Below are 23,716 nucleotides of genomic sequence, written 5' to 3' on the forward strand. Positions count from 1 at the left end.
CATGAGCTATATGAAAGCGGCCAAGGCGTGCATTGATTTGTCTGCGTTGCAGCACAACTTACAGCGCGTAAAAGCTCAAGCGCCACAAAGTAAAGTGATGGCTGTCGTCAAGGCCAATGGTTATGGTCACGGATTACGTCATGTCGCAAAACATGCTAACCATGCGGATGCGTTTGGTGTGGCTCGTATTGAAGAAGCATTGCAACTGCGCGCTTGTGGAGTAGTAAAGCCGATTCTATTGCTAGAAGGTTTTTACTCTCCTGGTGACTTACCTGTTCTTGTGACGAACAACATCCAAACCGTGGTGCACTGTGAAGAGCAGCTTATCGCCTTGGAGCAAGCAGACCTTGAAACTCCGGTTGTCGTGTGGCTGAAGATTGACAGTGGCATGCACCGCCTTGGGGTTCGTCCTGAACAATATGACGAGTTTGTAACGCGGCTGAAGGAGTGTCCAAATGTAGCGAAACCGTTGCGTTACATGAGCCACTTTGGCTGTGCAGATGAGCTGGATAGCGATATTACCCCACAACAGATTGAGCTGTTTAAATCGTTGACTTCTGGTTGCCAAGGGGAACGTTCACTGGCGGCATCTGCGGGGTTATTGGCATGGCCTCAAAGCCATTTAGATTGGGTTCGTCCGGGTATTATCATGTATGGTGTGTCGCCATTCGATGACAAAACGGCGCAAGATCTTGGGTATCAACCTGTTATGACACTTAAATCCCACCTTATTGCGGTACGTGAAGTCAAGAAGGGTGAAAGTGTTGGCTACGGTGGTATTTGGACCAGTGAGCGAGATACAAAAGTTGGTGTCATCGCTGTAGGGTATGGCGACGGTTACCCAAGAAGTGCTCCAAACGGTACGCCGGTGTGGGTTAATGGCCGTAAAGTACCTATTGCAGGTCGAGTTTCCATGGATATGCTGACGGTCGATTTGGGACCAGACGCAACGGATAAAGTCAGCGACGAAGCGATTCTTTGGGGGAAAGAGCTCCCAGTAGAAGAAGTGGCGGGTCACATTGGTACGATTGCGTATGAACTCGTGACTAAGCTAACGCCTCGCGTCGAGATGGAATACTCAAAATAAACAACGAAAGGCTAACCCAAGGTTAGCCTTTGTTTTACCTACTCACCGTTAATCGTAGCAATAACGCGGCGGCCGCCACCAAAGTCTCGATGCTCACCCAAGTAAATACCTTGCCATGTTCCTAAAGCTAATCGACCATTTTGGATTGGTACCGTCACACTACTGCCCAGCAGTGATGCTTTAATATGTGCCGGCATGTCCTTTATACGGTTGAGATGGACATTATGTGGACACCGTTGCTTCCCATAATTACTAGACTTCATAGATTTCACCCCGTCCATATTGAATATCTTATATATGGACATTGTAAAGCTCCAATGTCCATATTTCTGTTACTCTCCACATAGCGTAATCACAATGGTTCGGCTTCCACCATGGTTCCTGTGTTCACCGAGATAGATACCTTGCCATGTACCTAAATTTAACTTTCCATTTGTAATAGGTATTTGAATACTTGAACCAAGGATGCTGCTTTTAAAATGTGCAGGAGCGTCGTCACTCCCTTCAAAAATATGCTGATAGTACGGCTCATTCTCTGGTGCTACGTGGTTAAAGTATTGCTCAAAATCAGCACGAACAGTTGGATCAGCATTTTCGTTTATTGTCAGAGAGGCTGAGGTGTGCTTTATAAATATATTCAATAAACCAGCTCTTATTTGACGGATTTCTCTAATTGAGCTTTCAACTTCCTCAGTTATTAGATGAAACCCTCTTTCTCTAGGTCTTAAATTGATCTCTTTTTGTATCCACATATTTACCTCTTAAATGGCGATACTTTCTTCAGGTTCTCAATCTCTTTCTCGAGTTGAGCTATCCTTTCTATTAGCATAAGCTCACGATTCAATGCTTGATGGTATCGCTCTCGATAACTGTTTTTTGCGTATTTTTCAGCTTTTAACTTCTCAGCTGTTGAGGGTGTATGAGGCCCGTTGTCGGCTTCTTCTGCGATCGCATCAATGAGAGCAGAAAATGACGGTCTTGATTTTTTTATAGAGCCACGTTTCCTACCTGCTTCAATGGCAACTGTATCATTGTTAATAGAGCTTCCTTTTGGCACTCTTATGGGTTCATTTGTGCTTAAACGTTCTAGAGCTTCCCAGTATTCATTTAATGAACTCATCACTAGTTTTCCTTACTAACTATATGTTCTTTAAATTTGAGCAATGTATCCAGTTCATCTTTTTCGGTGCGGTATTCGATACTGCTGGGTGATGACACGGATAGTTCTTCTACAAACATCTTTTGTCTCATGATTACTCGATCAAGGCGACTTGCTTTGATGACAGCCCTTGAGCAGGTTAGGCAAGATGTAATGGAACGAAGTAGTTTTTTGTCACAAGGCGATATTGTTGTGCATGCACCTAGAGGTGTTTCAGAGTAGGCTATTTCCCCTTTTTTGAATTGCTTGATAATTGTTTTTCGATCACTGGAGAACAGAATGCCCTCTTCGGTGGTTAGCCTTTTTCTTTCGATAAAGGTGCCATGAGCGCCATACAATGTTTCTTCTGCATTTAATACATTACTAATGTAAGCGGAAGCGTCAGCTTCAGGTTTCTCTTGTTTGATTAGCCTTGCTATGTGATTTGTATCATTAAATTCTTTACCTAATTCAGCCGACTGACAGTAATACACAGTCATTTCACGGTTAATCTGTTTTAACTGACGCTTAAGTGAAGGTAATGAGACTAAAGCTGATTGCGCCACATAGAAGGCTAGAGAGCGTCGGAATTGATGTGTTGTGAAACGCCAGGTACTGCCGACTGCAAACGCTTTTTCACATTCCCAAGCTCTAAACGGGTTGTTTCTCTCGAGTTCATTTAAGTCCTCTGTAGTGACAGCAAATGCTTCACTATCCAAAAGATTGTAGATTTCATTTTGTTTGTTGGAAGCACTGGCCATGGCTAAATGAACTCCGTCGAATATGACTGAATTACCAAGGGATAGATAACTGGTTGAGACAAAAAGGGGTATGTCTTTTTCATTCATATTCAGCACCTTGGCAACTAGCTTGGCAAACATTTCTACAATGTCATAGGCATTAGAAACTTCTTTGCTTGTTATCCAACTAGTTTCTTTTTTCTGTCCGACAAATTTGCTTGTAGTTCCGGTTAACTTGTATACACCGTTGGTGATGCTTAGGGCACCAGTTGGTAAGCTTAGTGACTCAGCACTTCTCATGCCTGTAAAGGCATGCAGCATGATTCTTGAACCATGCTGAACCTGAGCGATGAATGACGATAAAGAGGGCATATTGCTTACCTTATATCGTGAAAAGTACTCCCAAAGTCCATGCTCTTGAGCAGCTTCTTTAAAGTAAGGTTTAAAGTCCTTTGATGCATACCCAATTTTTTTCTGTAATGAAGGTGAACGGCCATATCGGTCACAACTCAATACCGCTGTTATAAACCGATAAAATTGGTCTTTTACATCGTAAAATTCAGATATAAAGTCTTCTAGCTGCCTTATAAGTTCTGCATAAATTCTATTAGGGATGATAGGGTGTTGATTGTCGTCCCCCAATTTATTCAAGTAGAGTCGTAATACATCAAACTTCAGACCTGACGACACTTTATACCCACTAATATCACTCGATATCGAAATTAAGTGAGATAATGTAGAAGATAATCCACGAAGAATGTTTTTGCTTTTTACGGTGCCGAGAAAACCTATCATCAACTCTTCTTTTTGAAGGGCTTCACCAACTAAAACACCTTTATCCTCACAATAATTTGCGAGACTTCTTATTGTTTTGAAGTAGCTCATGCATGTGCTGATGCTGATACCAGTAGCTTTGCCTGAATCAACAATAAAAAGAAAGATGAACATCAACCATTTGACATCTCTTTTTGTAGAGTCGCCAAATATGGAAAAGTTGAAACGAGCGTTTCCAGTGTTGCCGCTTAGTCGATATGGTCGAAAGTCCCACAAGTCATCTGAATACCGTGAAAGAACTTCTCCGTTAAGTGTCCTAGACACTATAAAATTTGGTTCAGGGTATTTTATTCCTGGTTTTGATATAAAAGGATCTGGTGTTGTATGGCTATTTTCCGTTAGAGGGACGAAATTAGGGTAATAAACTGTAGCTTCCATCAAATCATCTCCAAATCATCCATCATTTGTAATTTATGGGCCCAGTAGTCGGATAACTGTTCCTCTTCGTCAATTGACTGTCGTATAAATTCAAGAGTCTTTTGTGGGAGATGTCCCGATAGCTCTATTTGCTCCACAATAGAATCAATTCTTTTTATTAACGGCGTAATGGTATTTATATAGTGTGATGAATTGCTAGCCAGGTGCCTGGATTGGGAAAGAATATACCGGAGACTTAGCAGCTTTTTGTAATCCTCAGCATCTGCATGTACACGGAAATGAATACAAAAAAGGCATCCCTCCGGAGTTTTGCAGTCTGGCTCAACCACATGTATGGAGTCGGCCTTCGGTGAAAAAACATCTAGGCACTGGCCTGTAGAAATAGGAGTTGATTTATTCTTGTTATCAATAACTATACTTTTCTTAAATGTTAAAAAGAAATTAGATAGTTCTTTACTGGCTTCAATGTCAGAACCTTCAGAATAGTGCTTGATAACTGTCTCAGGCGTGTTCTGTAAAAGCATAGCAGTTGTTGGGAGATCTGAATTCTGTAACAGCCAGTTGCTTTTATGTGCCCGCCACATACGTGTTGTTACTTTATTTTTATAATCAAAGCATATCTCTAGTCTCCGGTGGAAATCTGTCGATAGGTTCATGCCCACGGGATAGACAACCTTTCCATTGAACGAAAAGAACAGGTATTTGAAGCTTTTCAGTTCAACTCCGCTTAGCAAGTAATCTCTTAACTTTAATGCCTTTTTAAAAACGGCAACAAACTTTGATTCTATATAGAACTCCACATGCTTTCCGTTAGCGCGATACTTGATTGACTTAAAACCTTGCCGGTCGTGATCTATATGATAATCGCCAGCCCACTCCAAAGAAGCCATTTGACCAAGACTCATGCCCGTCGTGGCTGAAAATAGCATCATAAATGCTTGAAAAGCCATTGATGCTGCTTTCATTCTGTGAATGTCATATTTGTTCTTATTGGAATAATTAATTTTATTTAACGCGCTTTTCCTGGCAAGAATGGCATTGCTTTCAATTTTTACTTTTTGTTTAATATCTTCGAGTGAGTTAACTTTGCCATTGATGTAATCGTAAGCTCTGTAACTTTTACCGCGTTTTGTTTTTACATCAACATTAGACGGTCCTGCAAAAGGCATCTGTGTAGGAAAAAACCAAAAGTATCCATGTTCAAAATCCAACCTTTTTGGGAATTTCTCAAAGTTTAAAGTGAAATCTGCTAATTGATGAAAAACGAGCGAGTACATTTTTAACGCAGATTTAACTTGATGTTCCTCCGGTGTTTGAGTGACTTTCACTGCTTTGGTTGAACGACTTATCTTCCTAATACCTCTGAACAAATCTCCATACGGGTCTGAGTAGATATAGCGTCCTGTTGTATATAAAACCAGTTGTAAAGTGGCCGCCGTATTAATGCTAATCAGGCTTTTTCTGATTAGGTCGATCAGATACTCGGTGAATAAACCTACTGCTTTGACATAGTTTCGTTTCGAATCCAGTCCCTCCACGTAGTTATCATCGCACCAGCTAACGAATCTTTGAAATTGACCAACGGATGTTTTCAGTGTTCCTGCTGATCTTCCAAGTTGTAAATGATGATATAGATAATGTAGGTATTGGCTGATGAATGCTTTTCTAGAGGATCTAAAGCTTTTTTGAACCACTAAATTCAGGGTGCTATTAGTATCTGTGTTGTCAGTACTTTTTCTGCGACGCTCTGAATAGCACCATGATCCAATATCCACAGGGAATTTGTACCCGGGGATATATACACGTACTAAGTGAGGTGCTATCAAAGTTAGTTTACCGCCCAGATCAAAAGGGAGATTCTCAAGGCTGTAAGTGGTTGTTCTTCTATCTATCCAGCCCATTTATTCCCCACTGATCAAGTTTTTTAAGAATGCTTCAAACTCATTTTGAATGTGGCTCGCGACTTTGAATTTCTTACGGTAATTGAGATAGCCTTCAGTAGTAGTAAGGCTATTGTGTCCCATTCGTTCTCGTACATACATCAAGGCTTGAAAGAACTCGGGTTGTCGTTCATCCGGAGCGTCTTTTAGCTTGAAACTTTCAAGAAGACTTTCGACTAAGTTCATTCCGAAGCTAGCTCGTAGATCATGAAATCGAATAATGAAATCATGACCTTGTTGGTTAAGCTCAGGAAGTAACTGTTGATGGATAAACTGGGTGACGGCATTTCCCCGTGGAGGTGTCCGATAGAGAAACTCGAATGGGTCATTTGTTGCCATGTAATACGGTTTACCAGCCCGAGTTAAGAATAAATACTGATCTTCTGATTTTGGGTAGACGTGTGGACTTCTAGCTATGCGCCCCATACGACGAGGTGAGCGACTATAAATTTGCAGTTGGTTATAGAGCCATATTGGTACTAATAGAACCATTTGCTTACCATACTTGGTATTTACTGGAGTTCCATATCCAACCTTTATCCGCTTCGCCGTTGTGCCATCACGAGGTATATCTGCTATTTGTTGCTCTCTAAAAGTAAACACTGTTTGCAGTCGTGCACCTGTGGTCAGTGCAAGCAGAAACGCCAAGGTCATTTCGGTATTTCCTATGCACTGGAGCGCTTCAACTAGTGCTATTTGCTGATCTTTTGGGAGTGGCCTTAATTTGCCTCCATCATCAAGGTATTCGTCATAATCACTGCTCTGCCGTTTGGCTCGAAAGGAACGAGTGAGGTCAGTACTTTTTACTTGTTTTCGGTACTGTAGACCTCGTGAATCCTTGAAACTGAGATGAGAGTCGCTTTCTATCCAGAGTGCGTACGGAAATTCCACTCCATCAAACTCTAACCAGCGATAAAAGTTCTGAACGGTACTCATTCGTCGTTTTGCAGTATTAGGCCTAATCGTTTGAAAGCGAACAAGATCATGGAGATAAGCACAATATCGGTAAGTAGGCCGCGCACGCATCCTTTTGGGGATGGTGAGGAAATCGACCTCCTCATCTAACATCCATCGACGAAAACACGCCAAATCGTTGGCAATAGATTCTAAAGTGCGATGGCTAGGTGGTGTTACTTGGGATACGCGACTCAGCAAATATCTGTTGGCCTGACTCCAAAGACTACCATCTGGGTCCAACACCATTGGATAGTGATAGTTGACATCATTAAATAGACTCGATGATCTCTTTGTCCCAAACCCTAGGCCGTCATGACCCTTGAGCACAGTGACTTCACCATCATCATAGGTCGTGGTGGGTTGATAGCATTCAAGTTTGCGAATTACTTCGACGCGCACTTGCGCTTTTAATCGATTCATCCCTGACACCTCTCTCTTTTTTTGCATCACAAGCAATGATTCAAAATGTAGCTTGACAGATAAGCAATATCAAATCATTATTTTGCATCATAGCCAATGAAACGGAAATTGAATATGAAACTAAGCGCATTAGCAACTGTCAATGCAGGTTATCCGTTTCGGGGTAAGATCCCCGAACTGGTTGGTTCCGCTTCAGTTGTGGTTCAGATGAAGGATGTTTCGTTAACCGAGGGTATTTGTTGGACCGATTGCCTTGAAACAGAGCTAACTGGTAAGCGTGCTCCCGATTACCTGACAACTGGTGATATTTTAGTGGCCTCCAGAGGTAGCCACAATTACGCCGTACTAGTAGACCAGGCATTGTCCTTCACGGGAAAAAAAGCCGTTGCCGCACCGCACTTTTTTCTCGTTCGCTTAAAAAGAGAAGCCCTCAAAAAAGGCATTTTGCCGGACTTCATGGTGTGGTTACTGAACCAGTCAACAGCTCAGCGTCACTTTGAGCAGAATGCTGAAGGGACTCTAACGAAGAGCATTCGCCGTAGAGTGTTAGAAGAAGTCCCTGTAGTTGTGCCACCTATAGAGAAACAACGGACAATTATTGCTATGGCCAACACTTTGGGTGAAGAAAAAAGGCTAATACAGAAACTGATTAACAATGGCGAGAGCATGATGAGTGCAATTGCCAGCGATTTATACCTAGCTCAGAGTGACTAATATACCTTCACTGAGAAATGATGAATTGAACAGGGGCAGTAGAGCTTTGGCCCTTTTGAAAGGAAATAATAGATGAACGATACAGCTATGAGCGATAACGATAAGATTAATCAAGATAGCATTAATAAAGCTTTGTGGGCGGCTTGCGACACTTTCCGCGGCACCATCAGTGCCGATACTTATAAAGACTTCATCCTGACCATGCTTTTCCTCAAATACATATCTGACGTATGGCAGGATCACTACGATGGCTACAAGGCCGAGTACGGCGATGAGCCGGAACTCATCGAAGAGATGATGAAAAACGAGCGCTTTGTATTGCCTGAAGTCGAAATCAGAGACAACGACGGAAACCTAAAAGACGTATTTAAAGCCAATTTTTATGTATTGCATGAGCGTCGTCATGAGCCGGGCAACGGTGAACGCATCGACTTAACTTTACATGCCATTGAAGAAGCCAACGGCACCAAACTGAAAGACGCCGGTAAAAGTGTATTCCAGGACATCAGCTTTAACACTGACAAACTGGGTGAAGAAAAGCAAAAGAACACCATCCTGCGTCATCTGCTGGAAGACTTTGCCAAGCCAGAACTGAACCTTAAGCCAAGCCGTGTCGGCACGCTAGATGTGATCGGTAACGCCTATGAATACCTGATCAAAAACTTCGCGGCCAGTGGTGGGCAGAAAGCCGGTGAGTTTTATACACCGCCAGAAGTCAGCGACCTGATCGCCGAGTTGTTAAACCCGCAACCAGGCAACAGCATCTGTGACCCAGCCTGTGGCTCCGCCTCATTATTGATGAAGTGTGGCAGTAAAGTACGTAAAAACTTTGATAGTAAAAACTATGCGCTCTATGGTCAGGAAGCCATTGGTTCAACTTGGTCGTTAGCCAAAATGAACATGTTTCTACACGGTGAGGACAACCACAAAATAGAATGGGGAGATACCATTCGTAACCCTAAGCTACTCGATAAAAATGGCGACTTAATGCTGTTTGATATCGTGACTGCTAACCCACCATTTTCTTTGGATAAATGGGGCCATGACGAAGCCGAGCACGACAAGTTCAGTCGTTTCCGCCGAGGTGTACCACCTAAAACTAAAGGTGACTATGCCTTTATTTTGCATATGATTGAAACGCTTAAACCTAAGACAGGTCGCATGGGCGTTGTTGTACCACACGGTGTACTTTTTCGTGGCTCAAGCGAAGGCAAAATTCGCCAAAAACTGATTGATGAAAATCTGTTGGATGCTGTTATTGGCCTACCTGAGAAGCTGTTTTATGGTACAGGTATTCCCGCTGCGATTCTGATTTTCAAAAAAGAAAAGGTGGATGACAACGTCCTATTTATAGATGCATCACGCGAGTTTAAATCCGGTAAAAATCAGAACCAACTCAGTGAAGAGAATATTGCCAAGATCGTTGCTACCTACAAATCGGGAGAAAACGTCGATAAATATGCGTACCTTGCTAGCCTGAAAGAGATCCAAGAAAACGATTACAACCTAAATATCCCACGCTATGTCGATACCTTTGAAGAAGAGGAAGAAATTGACCTACTGGCCGTACGTGCTGAGCGTGAGCAGTTGAAAGCACAACTAACAGAGCTGGAAACCGAGATGGCTAAGTATTTGAAGGAGTTGGGATATGGTGCCTAATGGTTGGAAGCTCAGTACTATTGAGGAAATATCAAGTGTTTCTTCTGGCGGTACTCCTAGTAGAAAAAATAGCTCCTATTGGAATGGTAATATCCCATGGGTAACTACTGCCGAGGTTCAATTTAAAATTATTGAAGATACTGCCGAAAAGATCACTGAAGAAGGTCTTGCAAATTCTTCTGCCAAGTTATTTCCGGTCGATACTATCCTCATGGCTATGTATGGCCAAGGTAAAACAAGAGGTCAAGTTGCCAAACTAGGTATTGAGGCCTCTACGAATCAGGCATGTGCCGCAATAATCCTAAAATCAGAGTATTATGTAGATTATTACTACCAGTTTCTCATTAGTCAGTATAAAAATATTCGAGAAATGTCAAATAGCGGTGGTCAAGAAAATCTCAGTGGTGGGATCGTTAAGTCTATTCAAGTTCCGGTTCCACCCTTGTCAGAACAAAAGAAAATTGCCCAAATTCTTTCTACTTGGGATAAGGCCATCACCACCACCGAACAACTGCTCGCCAACAGCCAGCAGCAGAAAAAAGCCCTGATGCAACAACTGCTCACCGGCAAAAAACGCCTATTGGATAAGAATGGAGTTAGGTTTAGTGGGAAGTGGAAGTTTCAGACCATTAGTCAAATTTCCAAACGAATCCAGCGTAAATCTGACGGTGAAGATCATCCCATTCTGACGATCTCCTCACTATCAGGATTTGTTAGACAGGATGAGCGTTATAGCAGATATATGGCTGGCGAGAGTGTTAAAAAATACATCCTATTGAAACAAGGAGAGTTTGCCTACAATAAAGGTAACTCCAAGACCTACGAATTTGGCTGCATTTTTGATCTTGATTGTTATGATACAGGTTTAGTTCCTCACGTTTATGTCTGCTTCAAACTAAATCAGGGGCTCAGCCATCGCTATTTCAAGTATCTGTTTGAGGCAGATTATCTCAAGCCTCAGCTTGGGGCGTTAGTTAATACAGGCGTTCGAAATAATGGACTCCTTAATATTAAACCTTCTGAGTTTATGAATACAAAGGTTCCAGTGCCATGTTTCGATGAGCAAGAACAGATTGCTGATGTTCTGCATGCATCAAGCGAAACTATCAATAAGCTGCAAAAGAAGCTAGATGCCTTAAAGCAAGAGAAGAAAGCCCTGATGCAACAGTTGTTGATGGGGAAACGACGGGTAAAGATTGATGATAAGGAAGTTGCATAATGTCAAAAGGTAAGAATCAACACGTAGTTAAACATCCTGATGGGTGGGCTGTAAAAGGCGCCGGCAACTCAAAAGCGACCAAGATCACCAGAACACAGAAAGAGGCCATCGAAATCGCTGAAGAGATCGCTCGTCATCAGCAATCCGATACCAAGATTCACGGTACTGACGGAAAAATCCGAGCTGGTAATAGCTACGGGAATGACCCTCACCCACCGACAGATAAGAAGTGAGGCAACAATGGCATTGAAGTTTTCTGGTACGTTCACAGATCTATCCTCTAAGTTAACAACACTTCATGGTGAGTGGGATGAATCGCAACCAAACAAAAAGGTGCTCCGGCTAAATGGTGGGGTGATGAACTGGTTCGAATCAACCGGCTCTATCAATTTCCAAGGTAAAGATCCTGGTAAAACCACCTTGGAAGTCGAAGTTCCAAAGCTGCTTTATCCTGCTGAAGCCGAGTCGATTGTAGTAACAAAAGTTACAACCGCCACTGCAGAGCCTAGCTCATCAGTAACCACTCCTACTAAATGTGATTCAATTGAGCGGAGATACCTGACAACAGGAATCAACGAGGGAGAATTAGTTATCGGGATAGTGAGTGCGGTTGGTACAGAATACAAACGCGTAACAGAACCACTTATAGATCGACTCAAAGGGTTCGGATATTCAGTCCAAGAAATACGAGTTTCAGGATGTTTGCCGAGTTTTTCAGGAACGGATGAGTACGAACGGATCAAGCACTATATGCAGGCTGGCGATGCACTGCGAGAAAACAGTGAAAACAATGCCATTTTAGCTGCTGGCGTGGCGAAAAATATATCCTCATCAAGGAGTGCTTCGAGTACCAAGCGTGCTTTTATTGTCAACTCTTTAAAACACCCGAGAGAAGTTGAGTTTCTCCGGAAAATTTACGGTGATGGATTCTATTTAGTTGGTATTCATGCTGATGAAAAAAGACGTCATCAGCATCTAACCGATGACAAAGGCATGACTCAAGCTCAGGCAAATGAGCTGATTCGAATTGATGAAGACGAAAGTTTTGATCATGGTCAGAAGACCAGAGACACCTATCATCTTGCCGATTTCTTTTTGAATCTTGGCAGTAATAACGATCAGGTTAAGAACCGCTTACAGCGATTTCTGGAGCTAATTTTTTCTCATCCCTATAAAAATCCTACTTTTGATGAATTTGCGATGTTTATGGCATTTAACAGCTCTGTGCGCTCTGGTGATTTATCTCGCCAGGTTGGAGCCGTGATTAGTCGAGAAAAACAGATTATTGCGACTGGTGCAAATGACGTTCCGAAATCTGGCGGAGGGCTCTACTGGGCTGAGGTTGATGAAACGACAGGCAAGGTCGAAGATGACCTGGATGGAAAAGACTACACCAGAGATGGTGATTCGAATAAACAAGCGCAAGCCGAAATTATTCAGGAGATTGCTAAGAACCTTCTCGGTAAAGGCCTAGTAGATGGGCAAAACGAGGTTGAACTGCATAAAGTCTTGAAAGAAAGCAAAATCTCAGACCTGACAGAGTTTGGTCGTGTCGTGCATGCTGAAATGGATGCTCTTTTATCCTGCAATCGTGCTGGTATACCAACAACCGGTTCAACACTCTATTGTACAACGTTTCCCTGCCATAACTGTGCAAAGCACATTATCGCAAGCGGTATCAATCGCGTAGTGTATGTCGAACCTTATCCGAAAAGCCGCGCACTCGACTTTCATTCTGAATCCATACAGCTTAAGTCTGAACTGGAAAAAGCTCCTGATGAGGCAAGTGAACTAGTAAGCTTTGAACCATTTATTGGTGTAGGCCCCAGACGTTTCTTGGACCTGTTCTCAATGAGCCTTGGTGGCGGTTCAAAACTTCGCCGAAAAGATAAGAAAGGAAATACCTTAGATTGGGATAAATCTAACGCGCCAATCAGGACACCTTTGATAGAGAAGTCATACCTAGACATTGAGCGTGCAGCAGTCGAGATGTGGAACGAATATTCACATAGCGATAGCCCATTTTAAAAAGCGCACCTCGGTTTCAGGGGAGGAAGAGATTTAACGAATGACACAATACACACCCAAATTTCAGGAAGAATACAGTGCCAAGTTACCGGCGCTGGCGCTGTTGACCAACCTAGGGTGGTCGTTCCTCTCTCCTGAACTCGCGTTATCCGCTCGCGGTGGCAAAGCCGATGAAGTGGTTTTACGCCACGTGCTGCGCAGCGAACTTCAGAAGCGTACTTTTACCTTTGCAGGGAAAAGCTATCCGCTGTCTGAAAAGGCTATCGACAACCTGATTGCCGAGGCGTGCAGTCCTGCGCTTAACGAAGGTCTGTTAACTGCCAATGAGCGCCTGTACAACCACCTGCTGTATGGCATCTCGGTTACTGAGTTTGTGGATGGAAAAAAGGCCAGCCCAACGGTTGCGCTGATTGACTGGCAGAACCCAGCTAATAACAGCTTTGTATTTACCGAAGAATTTACCGTGACCCGCTCTAGCGGAGTCGAAAGTCGCAGACCCGACATCGTGTGCTTTGTAAACGGTATTCCCCTAGTGGTAATTGAAGCCAAGCGCCCAGATGGCAATGCGAAAAAAGGTCCAACAATTGACGAAGGCATTTCGCAAAGCCTACGTAACCAGCGCCATGATGAAATCCCGCTATTGTTCGCCTATAGCCAGATGCTGCTTTCCATAAACGGTAACGAAGGCCGTTATGGTACCTGTGGTACACCCGCTAAATTCTGGGCTGTCTGGCGTGAGGAGGACATCTCCGATACTGAGATGTACGCCATCAAAAACAAAAAGCTCAAAGACGATCAACTAGCAAGATTGTTTAATCATCGACCTTCAAAAGACCTAGATTGGTATCAAAGCTTGACCGCAGCTGGCGAGTTGGCTGTAACTGGTCAGGATCAACTCCTTATTAGCTTGTTAAGCCCAACTCGACTGTTGGAGATGACTCGTTACTTTGTCTTGTTCGATAAAAAGGCCGGTAAGGTTGTCGCCCGCTACCAACAAGTGTTTGGCATCAAGCGGCTGATTGAACGCATCAATACACGGAGCAGCAAAGGCGGACGTGAAGGAGGTGTGATCTGGCATACCACAGGTTCGGGTAAATCATTCACTATGGTGTTTTTAAGTAAGGCGATGATTCTGCATGAAAGCCTGAAACAATGCCGTATTGTAGTGGTCACCGACCGGTTAGACTTAGAAAACCAGCTAAGCAAAACCTTTGCGTCTGGCGGCGAGCTAGCAGGTAAAAAAGACAAAGAAGCAGCAATAGCAACTTCAGGAAGACGCTTAGCTGAACAAATTGGCAAGGGAACTGAGCGAATTATTTTCTCCTTGATTCAGAAGTTTAATACTGCCACCAAGATGCCGGAGTGCGTGAACAACAGTTCTGACATCATAGTTTTGATTGACGAAGGCCATCGTAGCCATGGTGGTGAAAATAATATTCGAATGAAGCAGGCATTGCCAAATGCAGCATTTGTGGCGTTTACTGGTACACCACTTTTAAAAGACGATAAGACCACCAACAAGTTTGGTCCAATTGTGCATGCTTATACAATGCAACGAGCTGTGGAAGACCAAACTGTTACACCGTTGCTCTATGAAGAGCGTATTCCGGACTTGGATGTGAATGAACGCGCCATCGACAGCTGGTTTGAACGCATTACCGAAGGGCTTTCGGATGATCAGAAGGCCGACCTGAAGCGTAAGTTTGCTAAAAAAGGCCAGGTGTACGGTTCGGATGACCGTATTCGTTTGATTGCTTTAGATATTGCCAACCACTTTGTCAAAAACATCGACGAAGGCTTAAAAGGCCAGTTAGCCTGCGACAGCAAAGCCTCTGCTATTAAGTACAAAAAGTACCTGGACGAGGCTGGCTTGTTTGAATCTGCTGTAGTGATGAGCCCACCGGATAGCCGTGAAGGCAATACCGCTGTAGATGAGGCCACCACACCAGAAGTTACCCAGTGGTGGAAAGACAATGTTGGCAGCTTGGATGAACAGGCTTACACCAAGCACTTGATCGAACGCTTCGACAACGATGATTCACTGAAGATACTGATCGTGGTTGATAAGTTGCTAACTGGCTTTGATGAGCCTAAGAATTCAGTATTGTACATCGACAAGCCACTGAAAGAGCATAACCTGATCCAGGCGATCGCACGGGTAAACCGTTTACATCCGAAGAAAAAATTTGGCTTACTCATAGATTATCGTGGCATTTTGGCTGAATTGGATACCACTATTCAGAAATATCAGGATCTAGCTTCCCGTACGCAGGGTGGTTATGACATTAATGATATTGCTGGTCTTTACAACCAGATGAGTACTGAATACAAACGTTTACCACAGCTCTATAAGCAGTTATGGGCCATTTTCGATGGCGTGAATAATAAAAATGACATCGAGCAGTTGCGTCAGGTTCTGGTTCCGAAAATTGAAGAACGCGAGGGTGAGCTGGTCGATGTGCATTTGAAAGTGCGTGAAGACTTTTATGAAGCACTGACGGCCTTCGCCAGTTGTCTAAAGGTCGCATTACAATCGGCCACGTTCTTTGAAGATAAAAGCTTCAGTGAACAAGATCGCCGCCACTACAAAGAAACGGTGAAGCAATTCTCAAGCCTGCGCCAACTGGTACAGCAAGATGCAGGTGAGAAGATAGACTACGACGAATATGCTGAACAGGTGAAAAAGCTGTTGGATAAGCATGTAGTCGGTGTAGAGGTTAAAGAACCCGGTGGCGTATATGAAGTGGGTAAAATGGGTCAAAAGCAACAGCCGGAAGACTGGGGTGAAGACAAAACTCGCAACGAAACTGACATTATTAAAACTCGTGTAACACGCATGATTGAACAAGAATTACGGGATGACCCTTATGCTCAGGAAGCGTTTTCAAAGCTGCTACGTCAGGCTATTGAAGAAGCCGAAAAACTGTTCGACCACCCTCTGAAACAATACATGTTGTTCCGTGAGTTTGAGGAGCAAGTACAAGAACGACGCTTGAACGATATACCCGATGCGTTTGCAGATAATCGCCATGCACAGGCCTACTTTGGTGTATTCAAGAAAGTGCTGCCGGAAGCCTTAGCAGTGTTGGATCAGCAGGTACAGGATAAGTGGATAAAAGTAGCTTTCGAAATTGACCAAGAGGTAGAAACGTCCGTAGCGGAGAACTCAATCAATCCACAGAACATCGAAGCAGACATTCGTAAGAAGCTACTGCCACGCATGTTCAAGGAATGCAAAGCTATTGGAGGGGGGATGGATCAGGCCAAGAAGATTGTTGAGATGATTGTTCAGATCACCAGAGTCGGATTGAGCGGGCTATAAACCAGATGAACGTGCCGATTAAATCTAAGAACCAAACCATGAGCTTCCGTTATGGTGATGAACTTATTTCTTTTGAGCGAATTAAGCGTCCGCAAGCTACTGGTAAGGTGTTGATCAAAGTTCATCCTGACTGTCGAGTAGTCGCATCCGTCCCGGAAGGTACTAACTGCGAAGATTTACTTTCAGCAGTTAAAAAGCGCGGTCGTTGGATATATGAGCAACTAAGGGATTTTCGTACACAGCTTGAGTTCACTACACCACGGCAGTACATCAGCGGTGAAAGCCATTACTATCTGGGCAAGCAGTACCTGCTTAAAGTGGTAGAAGCACCTGAACAGATTCAGGGCGTAAAGCTGCTTCGTGGGAAGCTGGAGGTCTCAGTGCGAACTAAGAGCAAAGAAAAGGTTAAAGAGCTGCTGACTGAATGGTACAAGGGGCGCGCAAAGGAAACCTTCGCCAAGCGCCTTGATGCCATGCTGGAGCAGGCGCTATGGGTCAATGAAAGGCCACCGTTACGCATACTCACAATGCAAACTCAGTGGGGCAGTTGTTCTCCTAATGGCCGAATCACACTGAATCCGCACTTGGTCAAAGCTCCTAGGGCGTGCATCGACTATGTGATTCTCCACGAGCTTTGTCACATTGCTGAGCATAACCACAGCGAGAGGTTCTATCGCCTGATGAGCCAGGTAATGCCTAATTGGGAAAAGACAAAAGCGCAACTAGACAATATGGTGTCACGTATACTTATATAGTGTGAGGTCTGGGAGAGAAGTAAAGATTCATACTAAAATGGCAGCGTTCACATCTGTACGCTGCCATTTCTAAAACGTTTATACCCCAAAGTGTGCCAGCTTCGGTAGAAAGAAATACTTTCTCAAAACATAATTGCATGACGGAAACTAGTGGGCGGGAAAAAGGAAATGCCACACTATCTATACAAAATCGGTGCTTATCCTACTCGTATTGAACAGCATGTTCGGCATTAAACTTTGCTCTTGATAACTGATTTAGTACTGCTCCAATATTCATTTTTGGAGCAATACTAAAACTATCTGATATTGCAGCATTACTACGTCCCTAATCCTAACTATCAAATATTAAGCTTATAATAGGACAATAGCTTCAGGTACGTATCCTCCTGCGTTCGCAATTTTCTTTTTAAGCTTGTATAAATTGTCGCTAGGCATACCGACCCATTTTCTGAGTTCCTCGACTTGTCGGTACAATTCTAAAGAGTTAATGTTGGCTATAATTGCGATCCTATCATTTGGTTGAACGATTGGTTCACGATCATTTAATTCAGTCGGATACTCCAAAATGTTTTGATCTTCAAATTCCATAATGTCTGCTGTCATATGTATTAAAAAGTGGTAATTCATGTTTTCACTTAAATACACTTCGCACCTGATATCACCCCATCGATCTGGTTTAGGCTCTTGTTTCTTGGGAGACAAGATAGGCTGGTCTCCGAAAGGACTATTGCGTGAGTGGATCTCTTTGTAACTGTGAGCACTTCCTAGAATGTTTGTTATTTCTTTGTTTATTGGATAGCTAACCGATGATTCGGATTGCAATGTTAGTATGCGATCCCCAGTCATTACGAGAGAAACTAGATCTTTAGTCGGGTTGATGTTGACTAATCGTTCGCTACCAAACTCGTACTCGATTATGTGTTGTTTCAAGCACCACGCTAAGTACAGACTATGAAAGATTAGTTCATCCGAGATTGTTATATTTTCGATTATCAGTTTATCTTTTGAGTTCCAACTATGTTTTTCAGTATTTGCCCACTTAAATGTCCATGATAGACCTGAATCTAAAAGGTGCTTTTTATAGTCTAGGCAAATACTTTGAAATTCTTTATTGGTTATAAGGCTATTAATATTATCAATAGTTTGCTCGCGGCTAAGAGGTGTTTCCAAGTCATCACTCTCTTTTGAGCTACAGTGGCTGATTATCGCATCCAAGTAATCTGCGTTTGAGAGCATAGTGAGGATCTTTCTGTAAAAGCGATTCTCAGTAACGGGTATCAAGCTCGAAAAGAAAGTATCTAGGTCAGTGTATAACTCAGCATATTCGAACCTTCCTGGATTCCTGCGGGGAGCACCACATAGCTCTGTAATTCTTTCTATCAGATTTGGAGAAAGAGTCCCTTTTCCAGTTTTCATTTCACTTAAACGTGTTGCTTCAATACCGAGTGCGTTCGCTAGGTCTTTTTGTTTTTTACCAAGACTTTCAAAGTGAGCGATTGCATGAGTTACCCACAAAATCAAATCATTTTTGGTTAGATTTAGCATGTCATTTCTCCATTTGGGTGTTGAAGAAACAATACCAATTTGGCTTTTTATTGTAATTACAAAAAGTGCGTAATTTTATGTAATTTATTACATTATAAATGTGAAGGGAGAGTTTGGTAGTTTGGTTTTTTATAAAATTATATATTTATCAGTGTGTTATGTGTTTTAGGTGAAGGCTGTCAATTACTGCGATTTGCATCGGTGATAGCCGAAACCCTACTAAGCAAGTTGCCATACTTCAGTTATTGCTTTACTAAACTAGGAAAAAGACCACTTGGAAATGTCCAAAAGTTTGCTAAGTGAGGTTGTGGTTTTGTGATGGTCAAACCAACCAGTATGATACTTTAATACTCATTTGTAGCGCGATTCAGATGCGGTAGTAGCCATTTGTATGAATCTTTATTTATGGTGGCGTATCATTGAGAACAGTGTGACTAGGGTTGCTTGATCGTTTAGTATGAAACTTTATTCCTCTCCTACATGAGGTCATGAATGAAACAAATTACTAAAGCAACTCCCGATGAAAAATGTCGTCGACTTAGCGAGAAAGAGATCAAAGACCTTCGTGAAGAAATGCATAAGGCAAGTCGACAAATGAAAGAGTACCTTCAGAATAAACGCCGCAATGTAGATGTGGGGAAGAGCAAATAAGTAAATCTAGGCCAACTCTTTTACCACATCAGAGAGTTCTATTGAGTCTCACCGCCATCCTGTTCTCGAGGAAAAAGGTCTGAGACTTCAATTCCGAGAGCCTCACTAATCTGATAGATCTTTAGCAGGGTAATATTTTTTTCGCCACGTTCAATATGGCCCATGTAGCTTCTATCTAATCCAGCTAAAGCAGCCATTGATTCCTGCGATAACCCCTTTATTTTACGCAACGTCCGTACTCTTTGACCGAATAACACTAACTTCTCGTTCCGCATTAGAACCGCTCCACTCAAAGAGTAGAACTATCACTAGATACTGCCTACAATTCCACGGACTATAGTGCTCATTTGGGGTGGTTAGATGCATTTGGAAATTCTTACTGATGTAGAGCGTCACATTAATATTTGCAAAGAGTACTGGCAACTGAGTGACCAAGGTGTGTTTGCTTTCCATGTAAGGGAAATAGGCGACAAATACGGAATGAATGTGTACTCAGTTAGCAACTTAGTAAATAAAGATGCCTTCGTGTGGTTCGATGGGGTCTGTTGCGAGCGTTGCCTTACTCCATATCGCTTTACTTCACGTAATCAGTATCTGACCCGTCTGCGATACATCAACACCATCTGTACAAATTGTTCGGAAGCTAAACGTCGGGAGTTAAATGATAAAAAGGCCGATGTAATCGAAAGATTAAGGCGAGAAGGCAAAAGGGCTCAGCCGGAGATTAGTAGACTCACTTTACAGAGCAAGATCTACCTCGCCTCAGCGATACAAGCTTTTGGAAGTGAAAACTTAAACCAACTTTCGCCATTAGATGGGCACCCAGCTTACACTCTTTCCCCTGACAAACGTTATGATCAAATGATTGTTCAATATCTCTTTGATGAACGAGTAATGTTGGTAAGTTCAAACATCTCATTAAAAGCTATTGATTTAAAGGGGGATGATCAGTTTACGCTGCACCTTAGTAAGTGCAAATTTGAACTGCCATTCCCCACTGAAGAAATAGTAAAACTGATGAATAATTTCAGTTCAGAAGAACACCTATTATGCTTCAAAAAAAGCCCTGAATTTTATGAACTGTGTTTGGAAGTTCAGACACAAGAATGTTTGGCGTTTCTTAAGTATGCACTGACAGAGCATCAACTGAATTTCTCGCCAGGAAAAAAAACACATTTAGTGATCCGTGAATGCTTAAAGTACTTCAGTGTTTCTCAAATCTACAATCTCATATGGCGGGCTGTGAAAGACTCCGTGGCTTATTACATGAGGTGCAGTATTGGAAAATACCAAGCTGCCAATTCCGTTGTAGGCAATATCTCAAAGAACATGGAAAGAGCATTAGCCAATGGTTGGGAAATCTCTCCCTTTAGAAGAAATTACAAGATGCCTCAGTCGTCAATTAGTCGGCTTCTGTTTAACACAATATTAGGTACTGATGATGGCGGTTTTGATTATCCACTTTATCAGCTATTGGATAGATAGGTGTCCATATGTGTTAGATATGTACATATCTGAGTGACATGGTTTATATAACCCGTACGTCGTCACCTTCATAGGTGTGCTGATAATAAGGAGCACGCTCTGGCACAAACTTATTGAAGTGCGCTTCCATGTCCATACGCACGGTTGGATCAGCATTCTCATTTAAGGTCAAACTGGCGGAGGTGTGCTGAATAAATAAGTGTAATAAACCTACTGAAAGTTCGTTTATTTGTGGTAATTGTTGTTCAATTTCATCAGTTATCAGGTGAAAACCGCGGCTTCTCGCTTTTAATTGCAGTGTTTTTTGTGCCCACATACGTGTTCCTTTGGAAATTTATAAATTGGAGTCTATCCTATTCCAATTAGAGCCTGTCATTAGTAAATGATATGATTCTTGTCATCGTAAATGAATTGTTCAATTTCAGGGCAGGGAACGTGACCTAACTCAATGTGAGTGTAAAAGCTCTCGGTCATAATTGGCGCCTGAAAAAAAATTACAAAGACTTGTTTTGTGGCAATTTGCCCAAACATCTAATTTATATTCTATTTGCTAAATCGGGGATTCCACAGTTTTCGCTAGACTGTAAGGAATGGAACCTACTGTAACATCGGGATAAAGACCATGTTGAAAAATATCAATCCAACGCAAACACAAGCTTGGAAAGCGCTAACGGCGCATTTCGAATCTGCACAAGATATGGATCTTAAAGAGCTGTTTGCTCAAGACGCAGCGCGTTTCGACAAATACTCTGCACGTTTCGGCTCAGACATCCTAGTCGATTACTCAAAGAACCTCATCAATGAGGAAACTCTGAAGCACCTGTTTGCTCTTGCGAAAGAGACCGAGCTGAAATCTGCAATTGAAGCGATGTTCAGTGGTGAAGCGATCAACCAAACAGAAGGTCGCGCTGTTCTTCACACTGCACTACGTAACCGCGCTAATACTCCAGTTATGGTAGACGGCGAAGACGTAATGCCAGCAGTGAACGCGGTTCTAGAAAAAATGAAATCATTCACTGAGCGCGTTATCGGCGGTGAATGGAAAGGTTACACAGGCAAAGCAATTACTGATATTGTGAACATCGGTATCGGCGGTTCTGACCTTGGCCCTTACATGGTGACGGAAGCTCTAGCGCCATACAAAAATCATCTAAACCTTCACTTCGTATCTAACGTTGATGGTACACACATCGTTGAAACGTTGAAGAAAGTTAACCCAGAAACGACGTTATTCTTGATCGCGTCTAAGACGTTTACAACGCAAGAAACCATGACTAACGCGCACACTGCTCGTGATTGGTTCCTAGAATCTGCGGGTGATCAGGCTCATGTGGCTAAACACTTTGCTGCGCTTTCAACAAACGCGACAGCCGTGTCTGAATTTGGTATCGATACAGCGAACATGTTTGAATTCTGGGACTGGGTTGGTGGCCGTTACTCACTATGGTCTGCGATCGGTCTATCAATTGCACTAGCAGTAGGTTTCGACAACTTCGTTGAGCTGCTTGATGGCGCTCACGAGATGGACAAGCACTTTGTATCAACAGATCTAGAAAGCAACATCCCTGTGATCCTTGCGCTTATCGGTATTTGGTACAACAACTTCCACGGTGCGGAATCAGAAGCTATTCTGCCTTACGATCAGTACATGCACCGTTTCGCGGCGTACTTCCAGCAAGGTAACATGGAATCAAACGGTAAATACGTTGACCGTGACGGCAATGCTGTAACTTACCAAACTGGCCCAATCATTTGGGGTGAACCAGGTACCAACGGTCAGCACGCGTTCTACCAGCTAATTCACCAAGGTACTAAGCTTATCCCATGTGACTTCATTGCACCTGCAATTAGCCACAACCCAGCTAGCGATCATCACCAAAAACTGATGTCTAACTTCTTCGCGCAAACTGAAGCTCTAGCGTTTGGTAAAAATGAAGAAACCGTGAAAGAAGAGTTGGTGAAAGTAGGTAAGAATGCTGAAGAAGTGGCAGCGATTGCGCCATTCAAAGTGTTTGAAGGTAACCGTCCAACAAACTCTATTCTAGTGAAGCAAATCACGCCTCGTACGCTAGGTAACTTGATCGCAATGTACGAACACAAAATTTTCGTACAAGGTGTTATCTGGAATATCTTCAGCTTTGACCAGTGGGGCGTGGAGCTAGGTAAACAACTGGCTAACCAAATCCTACCTGAGCTTGCAGACGAGTCTCAAATCAGCTCGCATGACAGCTCAACAAACGGTCTAATCAACGCATTTAAAGCGTTCAAAGCTTAATGTTTGAATAGATAAAGAAAAGGTCAGCAAATGCTGACCTTTTTATTGCCTGAGGCAAAAACAAAATAGGTTGGCCAGTGCCAACCTATTTTTTCTCTTTTATTCGAAGCAAATTTCGATAAAGGCATTTCCCCATTGGGAAGAGAAAGGCATGATAATAATTGAGCCTTCACACTTGTGGCGAATCGTATGACCTCGGCCCGAAACCACAACCGGTGTTGCCATATCAAAGTCAAAACCACTTTCCGCCAGAATGCGTTTCGCACCACCAGTAACCATGTTGGTGATCTCACCCACCATATCGGTCACTTCTTCATTGAGCCCATTTGGACGTTCACCAAGCATGTTCTGCATGATTTCTAGGGCGAGTGCTTCATCAAAGGTGATCGACATTGAACCACGAGTTTGTGGGCCTACCATACCAATCAGACCAGAAACGTCACCTCGTGCGATCTCATCTTTTTTGATTCGCGGTTTTTGTGGCTTCAGATCAAGAGAAGCCATAGTTTTTAGCACGTTCATTAAAGAAGCTAAAAACGGGTTTACAAATTCAGCGCGCATAACGTTCT

19 protein-coding genes and 2 pseudogenes are annotated in these 23,716 nt (G+C 42.9%); 11 read left to right on the forward strand and 10 right to left on the reverse strand.

The window, feature by feature from the left end; all coding sequences use genetic code 11:
* Positions 1 to 10 precede the first annotated feature (10 nt).
* On the forward strand, positions 11 to 1,087 hold the full coding sequence (gene alr / locus R8N47_RS20915; protein WP_031777284.1) for an alanine racemase: 1,077 nt from the start codon (positions 11 to 13) through the stop codon (positions 1,085 to 1,087).
* A 38-nt stretch (positions 1,088 to 1,125) separates the two neighbouring features.
* Here alr and R8N47_RS20920 read toward each other — a convergent pair.
* From R8N47_RS20920 to R8N47_RS20945, 6 genes and pseudogenes are all read right to left on the reverse strand, one after another.
* A pseudogene (locus tag R8N47_RS20920) lies at positions 1,126 to 1,359 on the reverse strand (secondary thiamine-phosphate synthase enzyme YjbQ); the annotation flags it as partial.
* A gap of 60 nt (positions 1,360 to 1,419) precedes the next feature.
* Complete coding sequence (locus tag R8N47_RS20925) at positions 1,420 to 1,839, reverse strand: secondary thiamine-phosphate synthase enzyme YjbQ (protein ID WP_045626104.1); 420 nt, start codon at positions 1,837 to 1,839, stop codon at positions 1,420 to 1,422.
* Positions 1,840 to 1,841: 2 nt separating this feature from the next.
* Entirely contained in the window at positions 1,842 to 2,210 is a 369-nt protein-coding gene (locus R8N47_RS20930) for a hypothetical protein (protein WP_318124387.1), read from the reverse strand.
* Complete coding sequence (locus R8N47_RS20935) at positions 2,210 to 4,177, reverse strand: hypothetical protein (RefSeq protein WP_318070386.1); 1,968 nt, start codon at positions 4,175 to 4,177, stop codon at positions 2,210 to 2,212. The genes R8N47_RS20930 and R8N47_RS20935 overlap by 1 nt, the downstream gene beginning before the upstream one ends.
* Positions 4,177 to 6,078, reverse strand: a complete 1,902-nt coding sequence (locus R8N47_RS20940; protein ID WP_318070387.1) for a hypothetical protein — start codon at positions 6,076 to 6,078, stop codon at positions 4,177 to 4,179. The genes R8N47_RS20935 and R8N47_RS20940 overlap by 1 nt, the downstream gene beginning before the upstream one ends.
* Positions 6,079 to 7,494, reverse strand: a complete 1,416-nt coding sequence (locus R8N47_RS20945; protein ID WP_318070388.1) for a hypothetical protein — start codon at positions 7,492 to 7,494, stop codon at positions 6,079 to 6,081.
* 114 nt (positions 7,495 to 7,608) lie between these two features.
* Here R8N47_RS20945 and R8N47_RS20950 point away from each other — a divergent pair, with 114 nt between their 5' ends.
* The 7 genes from R8N47_RS20950 to R8N47_RS20980 all read left to right on the forward strand — a co-directional run bounded on the left by R8N47_RS20950 (position 7,609) and on the right by R8N47_RS20980 (position 17,191).
* On the forward strand, positions 7,609 to 8,208 hold the full coding sequence (locus tag R8N47_RS20950) for a restriction endonuclease subunit S (RefSeq protein ID WP_318070389.1): 600 nt from the start codon (positions 7,609 to 7,611) through the stop codon (positions 8,206 to 8,208).
* A 72-nt stretch (positions 8,209 to 8,280) separates the two neighbouring features.
* Positions 8,281 to 9,867, forward strand: coding sequence for a type I restriction-modification system subunit M (locus R8N47_RS20955; RefSeq protein ID WP_318070390.1), 1,587 nt, complete (start codon positions 8,281 to 8,283; stop codon positions 9,865 to 9,867).
* Positions 9,857 to 11,086, forward strand: coding sequence for a restriction endonuclease subunit S (locus tag R8N47_RS20960; protein WP_318070391.1), 1,230 nt, complete (start codon positions 9,857 to 9,859; stop codon positions 11,084 to 11,086). Before R8N47_RS20955 ends, R8N47_RS20960 begins: the two co-directional genes overlap by 11 nt.
* Positions 11,086 to 11,319 (forward strand): DUF2188 domain-containing protein, encoded by a 234-nt coding sequence (locus R8N47_RS20965; RefSeq protein WP_318070392.1) that lies wholly within the window; start codon positions 11,086 to 11,088, stop codon positions 11,317 to 11,319. Before R8N47_RS20960 ends, R8N47_RS20965 begins: the two co-directional genes overlap by 1 nt.
* Positions 11,320 to 11,326: 7 nt before the next feature.
* Positions 11,327 to 13,114 (forward strand): anti-phage dCTP deaminase, encoded by a 1,788-nt coding sequence (locus R8N47_RS20970; protein ID WP_318070393.1) that lies wholly within the window; start codon positions 11,327 to 11,329, stop codon positions 13,112 to 13,114.
* Positions 13,115 to 13,154: 40 nt separating this feature from the next.
* A complete protein-coding gene (locus R8N47_RS20975) occupies positions 13,155 to 16,436 on the forward strand; it encodes a type I restriction endonuclease subunit R (RefSeq protein WP_318070394.1) in 3,282 nt (1,093 codons plus the stop codon).
* Between the two features lie 5 nt (positions 16,437 to 16,441).
* A complete protein-coding gene (locus R8N47_RS20980; RefSeq protein WP_318070395.1) occupies positions 16,442 to 17,191 on the forward strand; it encodes a SprT family zinc-dependent metalloprotease in 750 nt (249 codons plus the stop codon).
* A 351-nt stretch (positions 17,192 to 17,542) separates the two neighbouring features.
* On the opposite strand, the gene R8N47_RS20985 is transcribed toward R8N47_RS20980, so the two are convergent.
* Entirely contained in the window at positions 17,543 to 18,736 is a 1,194-nt protein-coding gene (locus tag R8N47_RS20985; RefSeq protein WP_318070396.1) for a helix-turn-helix transcriptional regulator, read from the reverse strand.
* Positions 18,737 to 19,228: 492 nt separating this feature from the next.
* Here R8N47_RS20985 and R8N47_RS20990 point away from each other — a divergent pair, with 492 nt between their 5' ends.
* Positions 19,229 to 19,387, forward strand: a complete 159-nt coding sequence (locus R8N47_RS20990; RefSeq protein WP_318070397.1) for a hypothetical protein — start codon at positions 19,229 to 19,231, stop codon at positions 19,385 to 19,387.
* A 38-nt stretch (positions 19,388 to 19,425) separates the two neighbouring features.
* Here the strand turns inward: R8N47_RS20990 and R8N47_RS20995 are convergent, their stop codons facing one another.
* Positions 19,426 to 19,662: a helix-turn-helix domain-containing protein gene (locus R8N47_RS20995; protein WP_193293113.1), complete on the reverse strand. Its 237-nt coding sequence runs from the start codon at positions 19,660 to 19,662 to the stop codon at positions 19,426 to 19,428.
* A gap of 85 nt (positions 19,663 to 19,747) precedes the next feature.
* Here R8N47_RS20995 and R8N47_RS21000 point away from each other — a divergent pair, with 85 nt between their 5' ends.
* Complete coding sequence (locus R8N47_RS21000) at positions 19,748 to 20,872, forward strand: hypothetical protein (RefSeq protein WP_318070398.1); 1,125 nt, start codon at positions 19,748 to 19,750, stop codon at positions 20,870 to 20,872.
* 58 nt (positions 20,873 to 20,930) lie between these two features.
* On the opposite strand, the pseudogene R8N47_RS21005 reads toward R8N47_RS21000, so the two are convergent.
* Positions 20,931 to 21,188 (reverse strand): annotated as a pseudogene (locus R8N47_RS21005) (secondary thiamine-phosphate synthase enzyme YjbQ); the annotation flags it as partial.
* A 306-nt stretch (positions 21,189 to 21,494) separates the two neighbouring features.
* Between R8N47_RS21005 and pgi the strand changes: the two are divergent.
* The gene (pgi, locus tag R8N47_RS21010) at positions 21,495 to 23,147 is read left to right on the forward strand and encodes a glucose-6-phosphate isomerase (protein WP_005381270.1); all 1,653 of its coding nucleotides are present in this window, start codon (positions 21,495 to 21,497) and stop codon (positions 23,145 to 23,147) included.
* A 99-nt stretch (positions 23,148 to 23,246) separates the two neighbouring features.
* On the opposite strand, the gene R8N47_RS21015 is transcribed toward pgi, so the two are convergent.
* Positions 23,247 to 23,708 carry a chemotaxis protein CheX gene (locus R8N47_RS21015; RefSeq protein WP_317591925.1) on the reverse strand — a complete coding sequence of 154 codons (462 nt, stop codon included), beginning with the start codon at positions 23,706 to 23,708 and terminating at the stop codon, positions 23,247 to 23,249.
* Positions 23,709 to 23,716 lie beyond the last annotated feature (8 nt).

The sequence above is a fragment of the Vibrio sp. 2132-1 genome (assembly GCF_033344315.1).